This is a genomic window from Kaistella soli, from assembly GCF_019038595.1.
In the GTDB taxonomy this organism is placed as follows: domain Bacteria; phylum Bacteroidota; class Bacteroidia; order Flavobacteriales; family Weeksellaceae; genus Kaistella; species Kaistella soli.
In genome coordinates this window covers 195534-210297 of sequence record NZ_JAHOPF010000003.1, presented here as the reverse complement: position 1 = coordinate 210297, position 14764 = coordinate 195534, and the positions used below count along the sequence as shown (strand labels likewise).

Genomic DNA, 14764 nt, shown 5'->3' with positions numbered 1-14764 from the left:
TTTAAAAAACGTAAAATGTTAATCGACAATTTCATATTCAATTGGCATGGTACCTCGTGAGGTATTTCCTATTGAATCGAACGCGGCTTTAGATAAATCTAATGCTCTGGAAGAATGGAATGGACCTCGGTCGTTAATTCTCACTTCTACACTTTTTCCTGTTCTGAGGTTGGTTACTTCGATAACCGTTCCGAAAGGAAGCGTTCTGTGTGCAGCGGTAAGTTTTCCATTGTTGAAAATTTCCCCGCTTGCTGTTTTTCTACCATTAAACTTATCGTGGTAGAACGATGCAAAACTTGTTTTGGCATCATTGGCATTATACTTGTTGAAAGAATAAATACCAAGAGTTGAAATCATCATTATGATTACGAGAGTCGCTCTTTTCATCATGTTGAATTGTTTTATTGGTTTTGACTCTGCAAATTTATCCCGAAAACAATTTTTTCAGCAACCAAATTGTTAAAATCCGTTAACAAACTCTTAAAATTATGTTAACACCACTCGCCTTCTCCCTGTTTATGGGAATTCCGAGCATTTGTTAAAAAGTGTTAAAAACAGGTGCTAAATGTTAACACAATTAACTGTTTTAGGCATAACAAAAGACACAGCAACAAGATAATCAACTGACATTCAAAACATAACACACAAAAAGCTCCCAATATTCCGGGAGCTTTATTTTATTCAGAAAATTAAATTTTCAGCAGTTAAATCTGATAATTTTGACAATTTGCTAAACCAGTTCACCATATAAATCGAACTCTTCAGCTGAAGTAATTTTGATATCAGCAAACTCACCAACGGATAAATAGGTATTCTCTGCAGAAACCAAAACAGTATTGTCAACATCTGGGGAATCAAATTCCGTTCTTCCTACGAAATAGTTTCCTTCTTTTCGGTCGAAGATGCATCTGAAAGTCTTACCGATCTTCTCCTGATTCTTCTCCCACGAAATCTGTGACTGCAGCTCCATAATTTCCTCTACTCTCGCCTCTTTCACTTCCTGCGGAACATCATCTTCCAACACAAAAGCGGTTGTGTTTTCTTCGTGAGAATAAGTAAAGCAGCCCAAACGGTCAAATCTCTGGGTGCGGACCCATTCTTTCATCTCCTGGAACCTTTCTTCTGTTTCCCCGGGAAAACCAACGATTAGTGTTGTTCTGATAGCCATATCAGGCACTTTTTCTCTGAACTTATCCAACAAAGCATTGGTTTTTTCGTGAGAAGTCCCGCGCTTCATCGCTTTCAGAATCTCTGAATTGATGTGCTGCAACGGAATATCAATATAGTTACAAACCTTTGGTTCGTTTTTAATGATTTCTAAAACATCTTCCGGAAAACCGGTAGGAAATGCGTAGTGAAGACGGATCCATTCAATACCTTCCACTTTTACCAGACGGAGAAGCAAATCTCCGAGAGCACGTTTTTTATAGATATCAAGACCGTAGTACGTCAAATCCTGAGCGATTAATATAAGTTCTTTTACGCCTTTTTTGGCCAGCTTTTCGGCTTCAATCACTAAATTTTCAATTGGTGTTGAAACATTTTTTCCTCTCATCAGTGGAATTGCACAGAAAGAGCAAGGTCTGTCGCAGCCTTCAGCGATTTTCAAGTAGGCGTAATGCTTTGGCGTGGTGGTCATTCGTTCACCAATCAGTTCATGTTTATAATCTGCTCCCAACTGTTTCAGCAAAATAGGCAAATCTCTGGTCCCGAAATACTGGTCAACATCAGGAATTTCACGAATCAGATCCGGTTTATATCTTTCAGAAAGACATCCGGTCACAAAAACTTTCTCTACTTCACCGCGGTTTTTAGCTTCCACGAAATCCAGGATGGTATTAATACTTTCTTCTTTCGCGTTGTCGATAAATCCGCAGGTATTGATCACCACAATATCACCGCGGTCCTCGTGCACCACTTCTTTTCCGTTGGCCTGAAGCTGACCCATCAAGACTTCTGAGTCGTAAACGTTTTTGGAACAGCCTAGAGTAACAATGTTGATTTTCTTTTTTCCGACGGATTTTGTACGCATCTTATATTGAATTTTGAAATAGAGAACTGATTAATTTTACAGGGTGCAAATTTAGGAATAAAAAAAGACTTTAAGGTTTGGCTTAAAGTCTTTATAAATATTTCATTTGAAAATGGTTACACAATTCCTTTCAGATAATCGCCGTAGCCGCTTTTACCGTATTTTTTTGCCGATTCCAGAAGTTCTTCTTTATTGATGAAACCTTTTTTATAGGCAATCTCTTCAATACATGAAATTTTGAATCCCTGTCTTTTCTCCAGAACTTTTACAAATTCTGAAGCTTCATGAAGGGAATCGAAAGTTCCGGTATCCAGCCAAGCCGTTCCGCGGGACATTACTCCAACTTCCAGCTCGCCTTTTTCAAGATAAATTTTATTGATGTCGGTAATTTCTAATTCTCCTCTGGGTGACGGTTTCAGATTCTTCGCATATTCAACTACGGAATTATCATAGAAATATAATCCGGGAACTGCAAAATTAGATTTTGGATCCAAAGGTTTTTCTTCAATAGAAATCGCCTTTTGCTGGTCATCAAATTGTACAACTCCATATCGTTCTGGGTCAGAAACCTGGTAGGCAAAAACACAGCCGCCCTTTACATTGGTTTTACTTGCCAAAAGTTCCGGCAATCCTGCGCCATAAAAGATATTATCCCCCAAAACCAAAGCTACTGAATCGTCTCCAATAAATTCTTCACCTAATATAAATGCTTGTGCCAAACCATCCGGAGAAGGCTGAACTTTATACTGGATTTTGCAACCAATGGAAGAACCGTCGCCCAACAATTTTTCAAAACCTCCAATATCATGTGGTGTTGAAATGATCAGAATTTCTTTAATTCCCGCCAATAGCAACGTAGAAAGTGGGTAATAAATCATCGGCTTGTCATAAACCGGCATCAGCTGCTTACTGACAGCAATCGTTAACGGATAAAGTCGGGTACCGGAACCGCCGGCGAGGATAATTCCTTTCATATTAATTATATTGTTTATCGTAATATTTCTGATAATCCCCCGAAGTCACATGATCAAGCCATTCTTTGTTCTCCAGGAACCAGTCGATCGTTTTGGCCAGGCCCTGCTCAAAAGTTACCGACGGTTTCCATCCCAAATCTTTATTAAGTTTGGACGCATCAATCGCGTAACGCAAATCGTGACCCGGACGGTCTTTTACAAAAGTAATCAGCTTTTCTGAATGACCTTCAGGATTTCCTAATTTGGCATCCATTTGCTTAATCAATTCTTTTACCAAATCAATATTCTGCCATTCATTAAAACCACCGATATTGTAAGTTTCACCCGTTTTTGATTCATTAAAGATCTGGTGAATCGCCTTGGCGTGATCAATGACGTACAGCCAGTCTCTGGTATATTTTCCGTCACCATAAATTGGCAAAGGTTTTCCATTTAAAATATTAGAAATACACAGTGGAATTAATTTTTCCGGGAAGTGATTTGGACCGTAATTATTCGAGCAGTTCGACAAAATAAACGGCATTCCGTAGGTGTTTCCGTATGCCCTGACCAAATGATCTGAAGCTGCTTTACTCGCTGAATATGGTGATTGAGGATTATAAGGAGTAGTTTCCAAGAAAAACCCTGTCTCCCCTAAACTGCCGTAAACCTCATCCGTAGAAACGTGATAAAAAAGATTTTTTCTGGGCTCATTCGGAAATCTTCCGTGGGTATGGTCCGAGTTTAAACTCCAGAATTCGATACATAAATTAAGCAGATTTGCGGTTCCGTTGACATTCGTGTTAATGAATGCGTTTGGATCGGTAATGCTTCTGTCCACGTGACTTTCAGCAGCCAAATGTACTACTGCATCTGGATTATATTTTTCAAAGATGGCACGAAGTTCTTCAGGTTTCGTAATATCTGCTTTTTCGAAAACGTAGTTAGGCTCGTTTTCAATATCTTTTAAGTTTTCGAGGTTTCCGGCGTACGTTAACACATCAAGATTAATGATTTTGGTTTCCGGGTTGTTTATTACAAATTCCCTGACAACATGGGATCCGATAAATCCGGCTCCTCCGGTGATGATGATGTTTTTCATTGTATTTTTTAAATATTTTAAATACTACTTACATTAGCTGTCAGTAGAAAAGCCTTTCAATATTAATAATTTTTCTCCGCAAAAGAAGGTTGAACTTTATCTTTTTCAGAAAGAATAACTTGGTCTGAGGGCAACTGCCAGTCTATATTAAGGTCTTTATCGTTCCATAAGACACCGCCTTCTGATTCTTTGTGATAAAAATTATCGCATTTATAAGCAAAAACAGCTGTTTCAGAAAGTACAGAAAAGCCATGTCCGAAACCTCTGGGTACATAAAACTGAAGCTTGTTTTCAGCGGTAAGCTCCACCCCGAACCATTTGCCGAAAGTCGGAGAGTCTTCCCGAAGATCCACCGCCACATCAAACACTTTACCCTCCAGACACGACACTAATTTCGCCTGTGCGTGATCCCCTTTCTGTAAATGCAGACCGCGCAAAACGCCATACGAAGATTTTGAAATATTATCCTGAACGAAATGTCCGTTCATACCGGTAAGTTCTTCAAATTTCTGTTCATTGAACTTTTCATAAAAATACCCGCGGTCGTCTTCGAAAACGGTAGGCTCTATGATGTAGCAGTCCTTAAGTGGAGTTAGTTTGATTTTCATATAGGATACTAAATACTTTTTAAATTTAAAATAGCAGTCTTAATTCTATTACGGTCGGCATCACTTAGACTGGATCCAGAAGGCAAACATAAACCTATGTTGAATAATTCTTCAGCCACCTTCCCTCCATAATAGGGAGCGCTTTCAAAAACCGGCTGCAGATGCATCGGTTTCCATAAAGGCCGGGATTCGATATTATCTTTTTCTAAAACCAATCGGAGGTCTTCCCTAGAGAATCCGGCGAGACCTTCATCCACGGTTATCGCAGAAAGCCAGTGATTGGAAAAATAATCTTTATTGGGCTCAGTAAATACTTTTATACCATCCATATCCTTGAAAATATCTTTATAGAACTGGTGATTTCTTCTCCTTGCAGCTACCCGTTCATCAATCACTTCCATTTGTCCACGTCCAATTCCTGCCGAGATATTACTCATTCTGTAATTATAGCCAATCTGTGAATGTTGGTAATGCGGGGCATTGTCCCGGGCTTGGGTAGAAAGAAAAACCGCCTGTTCTTTCTGTTCTTTTGTTTTACAGACAAGCGCTCCACCTCCGGACGTGGTAATGATTTTATTTCCGTTAAAACTTAAAACAGACATTTCACCGAAAGTTCCACAACGTTGTTCTTTATAGGTTGATCCTAATGCCTCAGCAGCATCCTCTATTAATGGAATCTTGTAACGGTGGGCAACAGCTGAAATTTCATCCAGTTTTGCCGGCATCCCGTAAAGATGAACTACAACGATAGCTTTTGGTTTCTTTCCTCTTGCCGTTCTGTCTACAATTGCTTCCTCCAGAGCTTTGGGGCAAAGATTCCATGTTTCCGGCTCACTGTCAACAAAAACGGGCTTCGCACCAAGATAGGTAATTGGATTAGCAGATGCAGAAAACGTAAAACTCTGGCAGATTACCTCGTCATCCGCTTTTACACCCAATATGATCAGGGCTAAATGCAGGGCCGCAGTTCCGGCACTTAAAGCGGCAACTTCTACATCATGGCTTAAGTACCTTCTCAGATCTTCTTCAAAATTATTGACATTAGGCCCCAATGGCGCTACCCAGTTTTGCTCAAAAGCCTCATGGATATAATTTAATTCGCCACCTCCCATATGTGGGGAGGAAAGCCATATTTTATTGTTCATCAACTTGGATGTTATGATTATTAATCTTTATTACTTTTCCTGGATTTCCTACAACTGTAGCGAAATCAGGAACATCTTTGATAACTACAGTTCCCGCTCCAACTACTGACCACTTTCCAACTTTGACACCTTGAATCACGGATGCACCTATCCCGATATGAGCACCTTCTCCTACCTCTACATTTCCGGCAAGGGAGGCATTGGGAGAAACATGCGCATAATCACCTACTACACAGTCGTGTTCTACAACGGCTCCGGTATTTATAATGCAGTGTCTGCCAACTTCCGCACCGGCATTTACAGCAGCTTGTGCCATCACAACGGAACCCGGACCAATATTACAAAAAGATGAAATTGTTGCACTGCGGTGTATAGCGGTGTAATATTGAAAAGGGTATCGGCAGGAAACAGTTTTTCTCGCAGAGTTACTTCCGATGGCTATGATGACCTGCTGATCAAATTCGGTAAACGTATTTTTTTCCACAGCCACCCCCATAATATTTCGTGTTTTGGGATGATCATCAATAATCAGGTCTACTTTCACTCCGTTAGAAATCAGAATATCAAGAACAACTTTACTATGTCCGCTGGCGCCAAATAATATCATGATCTATTCCCTTTAAACTCTTCTGAGGTGACGTGACCTTGTTGTGCAATACCTTCAGAAATAAAAACTTTTTTTACAGTCATCATCAAAATTTTCATATCAAGCAGAAAACTGCAGTGGTCTACATACCAAACATCATATTCAAATTTTTGCTCCCAACTAATGGTATTACGGCCGTTAACCTGCGCCCAACCGGTAATTCCTGGCTTTACCTCATTTCTCCTCCGTTGCTGTGCATTATATAGGCTAAGATATTCTGGAAGCAAAGGTCTTGGACCGATCAGAGACATTTCACCCTTAATGACATTGATAAGTTGCGGAATTTCATCAAGAGACGTTTTTCTAACCAAAGCTCCAATCTCCGTTAATCGTTTAGAATCTGGCAAAAGAGTCCCATTAACATCTTTTTTATCATTCATTGTCTTAAACTTAATGATTTCAAACAGCTTACCTAATTTACCGGGTCTTTTCTGGAAAAAAAATGGTTTCCCGTCATTGGCGAAATAGAGACAAATGGTCACTGATAAAAAGAGAGGCAACAAAATTAAAAGGCCCAATGCTGAAATAAAAAAATCTAGAATCCGTTTGAAATACTTTACGTACATGAACCTTGTTGTTGCGTTTGGCTGCTAATTTATACATTTTTTTGCAATAATGATTACTTTCTGATCCTCAACCTCATAAATTTTAATCACTGACGTATATGCAAATTTAGCCGTCCAAATTGCGGATGAATGCATCTTAAAGACATTAATTCAAATTATCATTGGGAAAAGAATCGGAATATTTCTTTTTTGAAAAATAGGGCGTCAAAAAAATGCTTAATAATGCAAACTGACAGAACTTTTTAGGGCTTCTGATTAATTGAAAATTATATTTAACAAGGACATAGAGTCTTGAAAACAAATTTCGGGTATAGAGTCTGGCGATTTCACATGCCTCCTTATCCAGAATAAGATTCGAGAGACCCGCCAAATGGTAAATATACCACCCTTCCCGAATTAATCTTAAGCGCTTTTTCAGAGACGCGACACTGTATTCATTAAGCTGGCCATGTACGTTTGAGGTATGAATTCTATAAATGATGTGAGCCGAACCGTCTATAAAAACTTTAGCATTTGAGTTGCGCGCGATAAAATAAACTAACCAATCATGGGAAAAGCCAGACCATCGGGAATAACTTTCCGGCACTTTAAGGAGTTCTTTCTGAAGAAGGATACAAAAATCTCTTGTAAAAACATAGGTACAGCCAGCACTGCCCCCCTCAAAAAGATAATCAAATTTTTTTTGAGAATAATCCTTTTTTATAACCGATTCTGTATTGTCACGGGTATCCCATCTTCTAAGATTCGAAATATATAGTTCCGCATTCTCATCCTGCAATTGCCTTACAGCACGGTATAATTTATCCGCAAGCCATATGTCATCCTGATCACAGAAAGAGAAATAATCAAATTCTGCTGTTCGGTCAAATTTTTTTATAAACCCAAGAAAATTATTGGCGGCACTCCCGGAACCCGGATTATTGACAGTAATATTAACCTGCGGAAACTTTTCTGCGACCAAATTAACCGTAGCATCGGAACTCGCATCATCAGACAAAAATATTTGCGTATACACTTTTTCCTGGGCTGTTACGGACCTAATCTGTTCCTCTATAAATTCCATTCCGTTATAGGACGCTAGAATCACTGCAATTTTTACCATTTAGCAAAGGTTTTTTATAAGGATCCATCTCCATCTGATAATATTCGATAAGGTAGATTTTTTACCCGATGTTACATTTTGGTGGTGTCTTCGATAATAAATTAATTTCCGATCAAGGTATCTAACCAGCCCCTTTTTTCCAATAGCCAGCCCTATCCACCAGTCATGCATTGGCGTGTCAGTGGGAAACGGTAGAAACCATTTTTTTGTGTCTTCTTTAAATGCCATGGCACATCCTATAAAATTGTTTTTTTTCAGATTTGATAAAGTACCACCTTTGAAACCTCGAGGGAAAAATTCATCTTTTGTAGTATTACCGTGTGCATCAATGAACGCAACATCACTGACGATAAGATCCGCGTTGCTTTCTTTAAAGTATTTCAAGTAAGCAGCTACCTTATCTTGATGCCAAATATCGTCCTGATCACTGAGGAAGATATATTCACCATTTGATTTGTTTATCGCAAATTCAAAATTTTTGACTACATTTCTAAACGAATTTTTAAAAATGCGGATTCGGGAATCATCGAAATCTGAAACAATTTTAAGCGTTGAATCAGTAGAGCCATCGTCTGAAATAATCAGTTCATCTTCAGGGTTCAGTTGCGGCAAAATTGATTCTATCTGCTTTTTTACAAATTTTTCACCGTTAAAAGTAGCCATACAGACCGATACCATAAAATAAGTATTTTTGCAAATATAAAAATATTATCCAGTTAAACTTATGTTAAAAGGCGCTTCCCTTAAAAATAAAGCAATACATAAGAAAAAAAGGTGCAAAATTCTTTTTTTTATTCTTTTACCTGTCTTATTTTCTTCTATAACACTCAACGTAAAAGACTTTGGTGCAAAAGGAAACGGAATTACCGACGACACCGCGGCTTTCCAGAAATGTATTGATGCGCTCATCAGCAAGGGTGGTGGCACCGTGACTGTTCCCCTGGGAAAGTACCCAATTACCTTTCTTAAATTTTTTGGGAAAGAATACAGTAACATCACCATTAATGGAGATAATGCCCACATTCTGCAAAGGATAAGTGGTAACAGGAAAGCTGCTGAAAATAACAGATTTCAGACTTTTGCCCAGCGTCACGCAGCGGATGGATGCTTTGTGTTCGACGCACAGGTATCCAGACAGATAGATGATACCCACAGTATAAAAAATATAAAGATTTCCGGGCTCAATTTTATATCAGATGTCGAAAGGTATGGATTTGATGAATTACTTCACCAGATTTCAGCCCATGGCGTTTCTAACTTCATTGTTGAAAACTGCACCTTTACAGGGTTTCTGGGTGACGGGATCGCAATAAATGGGGGAACCGATTTTTCCAAATTCCACGACGCTTATAATAAAGATGTAATCATTCGTAACTGCCGGTTCGACGGAGTGAATAAAAACAACAGACAGGGAATCAGCATTTATTACAGTGACGGGTTTACCATTGACCGTTGTAGCTTCAGAAATACAACCCGGGACGACATGCCCGGTGCCATTGATATAGAACCCGACAGAGGAATGAATGTAGTACGCAATGGGGTAATCAGCAATTGTACATTTTTCAATATAGGAGGAATGGGTGCGATTTGCATCAACCTAAAAGCAGGCACGCAGGAAAACAAATTTTCCAATGAAGGTTATCTGATCGAAAACTGCATTTTCGAAAAAGTAAATTCACCTTTAATGGTAAATGGAATTAATTCTCACAAGCAGGATAGAGACATTAATAATCATAAGATTATTTTTCGCAATTCAAGAGTGAAAGAGGTGAAAACAGTGTTCCGTCTCGTTAATGCTGATCATCTATTACTAAAAAATATAATTTTCGAGAAAATTATGTTTCCTATGAATAGGCCGGTAACCGCCGGAGAATGTGAAAATATCACTCTGGAGGATTGCACTTTTCCCGATATCGCATCATCTTCGCAATTTATTTTTTACGGAAATGTAAAAAACCTCAGTTTCCAAAACTGTATTTTCAAAGAAAAAAAAAGGGAACAAATTATTTTCAGTAAGATTACCAACACCGATAAATTCAGGAACTTCAATACTTACATTTTTTGGCTGGTTCATTACAGGTTATATCTTCTTCTTATTTTACCAACTCTCTTAGTTATTGGCCTGAATATGGTTACACGTGTTCATAAAAGACATATTAAAAAACAAAAGTAAAATGTGGAACAGTTTATTTTCAAAAACCCTTCTTCTGTTACCGGTCTTGTTACCAGTTTATCTATTTTCAGTCATATTGAACGTAAGAGATTTTGGTGCAAAAGGAAACGGAATTACCGACGACACCGCGGCTTTCCAGAAATGTATTGATGCGCTCAGCAGTAAGGGTGGTGGCACCATGACTGTTCCCCTTGGAAAGTACCCGATTACCTTTCTTAAATTTTTTGGGAAAGAATACAGTAACATCACCATTAATGGAGATAATGCCCACATTCTGCAAAGGATAAGTGGTACCAGGAAAGCTGCTGAAAATAACAGATTTCAGACTTTTGCCCAACGTCACGCAGCGGATGGATGCTTTGTTTTCGACGCACAGGTATCCAGACAGAAAGATGATACCCACAGTATAAAAAATATAAAGATTTCCGGGCTCAATTTTATATCAGATGTCGAAAGGTATGGATTTGATGAATTACTTCACCAGATTTCAGCCCATGGCGTTTCTAACTTCATTGTTGAAAACTGCACCTTTACAGGGTTTCTGGGTGACGGGATTGCAATAAACGGGGGAACCGATTTTTCCAAATTCCACGACGCTTATAATAAAGATGTAATCATTCGTAACTGCCGGTTCGACGGAGTGAATAAAAACAACAGACAGGGAATCAGCATTTATTACAGTGACGGGTTTACCATTGACCGTTGTAGCTTCAGAAATACAACCCGGGACGACATGCCCGGTGCCATTGATATAGAACCCGACAGAGGAATGAATGTAGTACGCAATGGGGTGATCAGCAATTGTACATTTTTCAATATAGGAGGAATGGGTGCGATTGCGGTCGTGCAGCAGCCGGAAACCTCCGGGAAAATTGTTTCAATCAGCAATTGTGATTTTCAGAAAGTGAATGCTCCATTGGCGGTGATCGGTTCTCAAAATTATTTAAACACTTCCCAAAACGTGTACTCAGTTTCGTTAATGAACTCGACGGTTACAGACAGCAAAGAAGTTGCGGATTTCCGATTTGCCAAAAATGTTTATATCGCCAATACGAACTTCACAGACATCACCACGGAAACCTATAACAACGTGAGCGCGGTGGGAGTAAATAATATCAGATTTGAGAATTGCATCTTCAACAAAGTATATCATGTAGATGGTCTTACCTTCACCGGACCTTCCAAAAAAATTGATTTTATCAGCTGCAGGTTTTTAAACTTTAAGAAACAGGCTATTACCATCAATGATCCGGGTGGAATTGGCCAAATATCAGATAACTTTTTTGAATCTACAGGCACGCCGAAAAGCTTTCCTCTTTTGACAGGTATTATCAGGAACCGCAGAATGATCAATCAAAATCTGCTGCTAAACAATAGGTCTTCAGGCAATTTTTTACCGTTTTCTGTACTTCCCTTCTTTATCGATTAGTCATAAAGCGAATCAGCGTATAACGTAATTTGGAGATGTAAAACTCCATTTTCCCCATTCCGTTTATTTCCCTTAAAAACTCCAGATGGTTTTGCTGTGTTTTAAACAGGTTAGAAAGGCGAAAGAGCTTTTTCAGGAAATACTGTGGTTCAACACTTTCAGCCCCTATAGTGTTAGAACTGTGTTGCCGGTACAGAATTAATCCTTCATTAATGGGATGTACAATTCCTACCCTCTGTGCAACAATCGAAATCCACCAGTCGTGCATTGGAGCCTTATCTGGGAATGGGAAAAGGTGTTTTTTCAGTTTGTGATTAATGATCATCGTACAGCCGGGGGCACAGTTAAAGATTTCAAACCTCTTTCCCTGTTTAATGTAGAATGGATCCACGCTGGTAGATTTCCAAAAAGACGCTTCAATAACGTTAAGTTCTTCGTCTGCTACTATTGCGTCGCAGAAACACAATACAGGACTTCCCGGATAAGCATGCTCCACTCGCTTCAACTCTGCAAGCGATCTTTCGATTTTCGTGGAAACCCAGACATCATCCTGATCGCAGAACATATAATATTCCTCCTCGACAAAATTTAGCAGCGCTGCAAAGCTGTCTTTTGCGCCGAGATTCCGTCCTTCATTTTGAAGGATCACCAACTTTTCAGGAAACTTTTTTTCAAAATCTTTGATAATAGTTAATGTTCCGTCCGAAGAGCAATCATCACGGACATAGAGTATCCAATTGCTGTAAGTCTGGTCGATAAGAGACTGCAGCTGTTCGGCAATGAATTTTTCACCATTATAGGTAGCAAGTAAAACCCCAATTCTCTCCATCAGTATAATATCAGTTTACCGTAAAATATATCAATCGATAATACAGCAAGAGCCAGCAATATGACGAGGGTATACCCAAAAATTCTGTCTTTGAATATAAAAGCTAAGGATGGAAAAAGGAGGATCTCCACCACTCCAAACAACTCCTGAATCCTGAAGGCGAACGCCGGTATTGATGCCAATGCGGTAAAGGTAAAAAGAGATATGGCGTAAATTTTAAGTAAAATGTAAATGTAAGGATTCTCTGCTGCAATTCTTTTCCTGAAGAAAAAAAGCACAAAGAAAATTAATATACGCATTAAAAAAACAGCATTGAAAACATTGATTTTATCGGTATCTTCAAATCCCATATCTCGCAGTTCTTCATAGACCCTGACTTTCTCCTGAACATACGGAATAGGTAAGCTCACGATAAGATTTGATCCTGCAAGATAAATGAAATACCCCAACGGGATTAAAATTGCGTAAATACTGATCTTTCGCTGATCATTGTACAAAAACCATAAAGGCAGTGCAAGAAAAGCCGAATAGTGAAAATATCCGCCAATGAGTGTGAAAATAAGAAATTTCACCAGATTTCGCTGCGCCAGATAATACACCCCTATTAAGAAAAATCCTGATGCGACCCCAACACGGATTTGTGTTAATTCGTGCAGGATATAATAATGGCTCAAATAAATAAGCAGTGAAAGAAAAACATATTTGGTAAAAAGCTTTATGGAATAGACTTTCGCACTGACGCCCAGGACAGCATAGACAATAAACAGAGATCCCGGCCCGAGCTGCAGTACATATTTGAGCAGGTTTCTTATTTGAATGAAAGAAATTTCTACATCCTCAAGAAATTTAAGCCTCCAGTAATAAGTATATACTTCATAATCTTTTGCAACATCCGAAGGCCGTAAAGCAGCATTAACGATCAACAGAATGGCCAGTACAATTAATAATCCAAGTTTAATCTTTTGGTTTTTTGCCCTGAAGATGATCAAAAAAGAAATGACAGCGAAAAAAATATATAAAATGGTAATCATCCTTTGTTTTTTAATTTAATACCAATGTATTGCAGTATTCATGCATTGCTGTTTAAGTGATACTCTTGACACATTTCCCTAAAATGAAGGTCTGCAAATAAAAAATCCCACTTCAGTTCCGATTTTATCTTTTCTACCTTTCCTTTGGCCGATATCACATCTGATTTATCTGTCTTTGTGAGGAAAAAGTCCCAATTTTTAACAGACTCAAAAAAAGCGGTACCGGGATAATTTTCGAATACCCTCATAGTTTCCCGTAGAGGAGTGCAAAGAATGGGTAAACCTGCTGCAATATAGAATGAATTTTTGGTCGGATAACATATATTGTAATACAATTTTTTCTCATCATAAGGAATAATTCCTATATCACACTGTGAGGCAATCGCCAATGCGGTTTCTTCATCAAACTGACCAAGATAATGAATGTTTCTGTAATTAAATTCGGAAATCCAAGCTCCATCAATTCCGATCAGGATCAGGTCGATTCCACTTTTGTCCGCAAATACCTCAATTAATTTTTCGATGTCCCTGCCTTTGTTCAGCGTACCGGCGTAAATGTATCTTATTTTTTCGGGATCACCCACTTTCAGATGACATGGAGTTCCGGTGTTTAGGGTGGGTGCACCATTAATAATGGTTTGCCAGCTTTTAGTGCCGAGCTTATAATGGCTGACCGCGTAATCTCCCATCAGCTTTGATGCAAAAACAAACTGAAGCGTAGGATGGCTGAATATGAACCTCTGATAGGCAGCCGCAGTTTTATTCATTCCCGCCCCCAGGTCTATCCCCTGTTCGTAGAGAAGATCATTAATCTCTATGGTAACATTATTTTTCTTTACAGCATGATTAAGTACAGCTAGCACAAAAGACCGGTATACCGGAAACTTAAACAGACCAAACGGAAAAATAAATTTTAAAAGAACAGTCTGCAGAATAAAAATATTGGTTCCTTTCAAAAAAAGGAGCAGCATAATATTGCGGATGATACTGAAAAGCCTGTAATGAATTCCTACGGAGGTATGGTTATAAATTCTGCTTCCCCTCTTTTTCATCTCCAAAAAAAAGGCATGATTTCTTGCCATACCTCCATCAGTAGGCTGTGAATCCGAATAAGAGAAAAAAACCAAATCACTTTTCATAATATCGTC

General features: G+C 38.7%; 15 protein-coding genes. 2 read left to right on the top strand and 13 right to left on the bottom strand.

The window, feature by feature from the left end:
• Window positions 1-18 precede the first annotated feature (18 nt).
• From KSK37_RS06650 to KSK37_RS06605, 10 genes are all read right to left on the bottom strand, one after another.
• Window positions 19-390, bottom strand: coding sequence for a septal ring lytic transglycosylase RlpA family protein (locus KSK37_RS06650; RefSeq protein WP_088359631.1), 372 nt, complete (start codon window positions 388-390; stop codon window positions 19-21).
• Between the two features lie 340 nt (window positions 391-730).
• Window positions 731-2032, bottom strand: a complete 1302-nt coding sequence (gene rimO / locus KSK37_RS06645; RefSeq protein ID WP_088359630.1) for a 30S ribosomal protein S12 methylthiotransferase RimO — start codon at window positions 2030-2032, stop codon at window positions 731-733.
• A 116-nt stretch (window positions 2033-2148) separates the two neighbouring features.
• The gene (gene rfbA, locus KSK37_RS06640) at window positions 2149-3006 is read right to left on the bottom strand and encodes a glucose-1-phosphate thymidylyltransferase RfbA (protein ID WP_217200306.1); all 858 of its coding nucleotides are present in this window, start codon (window positions 3004-3006) and stop codon (window positions 2149-2151) included.
• A 1-nt stretch (window position 3007) separates the two neighbouring features.
• Complete coding sequence (gene rfbB / locus KSK37_RS06635) at window positions 3008-4087, bottom strand: dTDP-glucose 4,6-dehydratase (protein ID WP_217200304.1); 1080 nt, start codon at window positions 4085-4087, stop codon at window positions 3008-3010.
• Between the two features lie 62 nt (window positions 4088-4149).
• Window positions 4150-4695, bottom strand: a complete 546-nt coding sequence (gene rfbC / locus KSK37_RS06630) for a dTDP-4-dehydrorhamnose 3,5-epimerase (RefSeq protein WP_217200302.1) — start codon at window positions 4693-4695, stop codon at window positions 4150-4152.
• A gap of 8 nt (window positions 4696-4703) precedes the next feature.
• Window positions 4704-5840, bottom strand: coding sequence for a DegT/DnrJ/EryC1/StrS family aminotransferase (locus tag KSK37_RS06625; RefSeq protein ID WP_217200300.1), 1137 nt, complete (start codon window positions 5838-5840; stop codon window positions 4704-4706).
• Entirely contained in the window at window positions 5830-6447 is a 618-nt protein-coding gene (locus KSK37_RS06620; RefSeq protein WP_217200298.1) for an acetyltransferase, read from the bottom strand. The genes KSK37_RS06625 and KSK37_RS06620 overlap by 11 nt, the downstream gene beginning before the upstream one ends.
• On the bottom strand, window positions 6444-7052 hold the full coding sequence (locus KSK37_RS06615; RefSeq protein WP_217200296.1) for a sugar transferase: 609 nt from the start codon (window positions 7050-7052) through the stop codon (window positions 6444-6446). Before KSK37_RS06615 ends, KSK37_RS06620 begins: the two co-directional genes overlap by 4 nt.
• A 145-nt stretch (window positions 7053-7197) precedes the next feature.
• Window positions 7198-8154 (bottom strand): glycosyltransferase, encoded by a 957-nt coding sequence (locus KSK37_RS06610; RefSeq protein WP_217200294.1) that lies wholly within the window; start codon window positions 8152-8154, stop codon window positions 7198-7200.
• The gene (locus KSK37_RS06605; RefSeq protein ID WP_217200292.1) at window positions 8155-8817 is read right to left on the bottom strand and encodes a glycosyltransferase family 2 protein; all 663 of its coding nucleotides are present in this window, start codon (window positions 8815-8817) and stop codon (window positions 8155-8157) included.
• 61 nt (window positions 8818-8878) lie between these two features.
• Between KSK37_RS06605 and KSK37_RS06600 the strand changes: the two genes are divergently transcribed.
• Together KSK37_RS06600 and KSK37_RS06595 are read left to right on the top strand one after the other, a co-directional pair.
• Entirely contained in the window at window positions 8879-10327 is a 1449-nt protein-coding gene (locus tag KSK37_RS06600; protein ID WP_217200290.1) for a glycosyl hydrolase family 28-related protein, read from the top strand.
• Window position 10328: 1 nt separating this feature from the next.
• A complete protein-coding gene (locus KSK37_RS06595; protein ID WP_217200288.1) occupies window positions 10329-11756 on the top strand; it encodes a glycosyl hydrolase family 28-related protein in 1428 nt (475 codons plus the stop codon).
• On the opposite strand, the gene KSK37_RS06590 is transcribed toward KSK37_RS06595, so the two are convergent.
• The 3 genes from KSK37_RS06590 to KSK37_RS06580 are packed head-to-tail and all read right to left on the bottom strand — an operon-like array spanning window position 11746 to window position 14755.
• Window positions 11746-12585: a glycosyltransferase family 2 protein gene (locus KSK37_RS06590; RefSeq protein WP_217200286.1), complete on the bottom strand. Its 840-nt coding sequence runs from the start codon at window positions 12583-12585 to the stop codon at window positions 11746-11748. The two genes, KSK37_RS06595 and KSK37_RS06590, sit on opposite strands and share 11 nt — an antisense overlap.
• Window positions 12585-13616, bottom strand: coding sequence for an EpsG family protein (locus KSK37_RS06585; protein WP_217200284.1), 1032 nt, complete (start codon window positions 13614-13616; stop codon window positions 12585-12587). The genes KSK37_RS06590 and KSK37_RS06585 overlap by 1 nt, the downstream gene beginning before the upstream one ends.
• 38 nt (window positions 13617-13654) lie before the next feature.
• Window positions 13655-14755, bottom strand: a complete 1101-nt coding sequence (locus KSK37_RS06580) for a glycosyltransferase family protein (RefSeq protein ID WP_217200282.1) — start codon at window positions 14753-14755, stop codon at window positions 13655-13657.
• Between the last annotated feature and the right edge of the window lie 9 nt (window positions 14756-14764).

Bases quoted from the DNA above. Each gene is read 5' to 3' on its own strand.
- KSK37_RS06650 (WP_088359631.1), bottom strand. From the start codon at position 390: ATGATGAAAAGAGCGACTCTCGTAATCATAATGATGATTTCAACTCTT.
- rimO (WP_088359630.1), bottom strand. From the start codon at position 2,032: ATGCGTACAAAATCCGTCGGAAAAAAGAAAATCAACATTGTTACTCTA.
- rfbA (WP_217200306.1), bottom strand. From the start codon at position 3,006: ATGAAAGGAATTATCCTCGCCGGCGGTTCCGGTACCCGACTTTATCCG.
- rfbB (WP_217200304.1), bottom strand. From the start codon at position 4,087: ATGAAAAACATCATCATCACCGGAGGAGCCGGATTTATCGGATCCCAT.
- rfbC (WP_217200302.1), bottom strand. From the start codon at position 4,695: ATGAAAATCAAACTAACTCCACTTAAGGACTGCTACATCATAGAGCCT.
- KSK37_RS06625 (WP_217200300.1), bottom strand. From the start codon at position 5,840: ATGAACAATAAAATATGGCTTTCCTCCCCACATATGGGAGGTGGCGAA.
- KSK37_RS06620 (WP_217200298.1), bottom strand. From the start codon at position 6,447: ATGATATTATTTGGCGCCAGCGGACATAGTAAAGTTGTTCTTGATATT.
- KSK37_RS06615 (WP_217200296.1), bottom strand. From the start codon at position 7,052: ATGTACGTAAAGTATTTCAAACGGATTCTAGATTTTTTTATTTCAGCA.
- KSK37_RS06610 (WP_217200294.1), bottom strand. From the start codon at position 8,154: ATGGTAAAAATTGCAGTGATTCTAGCGTCCTATAACGGAATGGAATTT.
- KSK37_RS06605 (WP_217200292.1), bottom strand. From the start codon at position 8,817: ATGGCTACTTTTAACGGTGAAAAATTTGTAAAAAAGCAGATAGAATCA.
- KSK37_RS06600 (WP_217200290.1), top strand. From the start codon at position 8,879: ATGTTAAAAGGCGCTTCCCTTAAAAATAAAGCAATACATAAGAAAAAA.
- KSK37_RS06595 (WP_217200288.1), top strand. From the start codon at position 10,329: ATGTGGAACAGTTTATTTTCAAAAACCCTTCTTCTGTTACCGGTCTTG.
- KSK37_RS06590 (WP_217200286.1), bottom strand. From the start codon at position 12,585: ATGGAGAGAATTGGGGTTTTACTTGCTACCTATAATGGTGAAAAATTC.
- KSK37_RS06585 (WP_217200284.1), bottom strand. From the start codon at position 13,616: ATGATTACCATTTTATATATTTTTTTCGCTGTCATTTCTTTTTTGATC.
- KSK37_RS06580 (WP_217200282.1), bottom strand. From the start codon at position 14,755: ATGAAAAGTGATTTGGTTTTTTTCTCTTATTCGGATTCACAGCCTACT.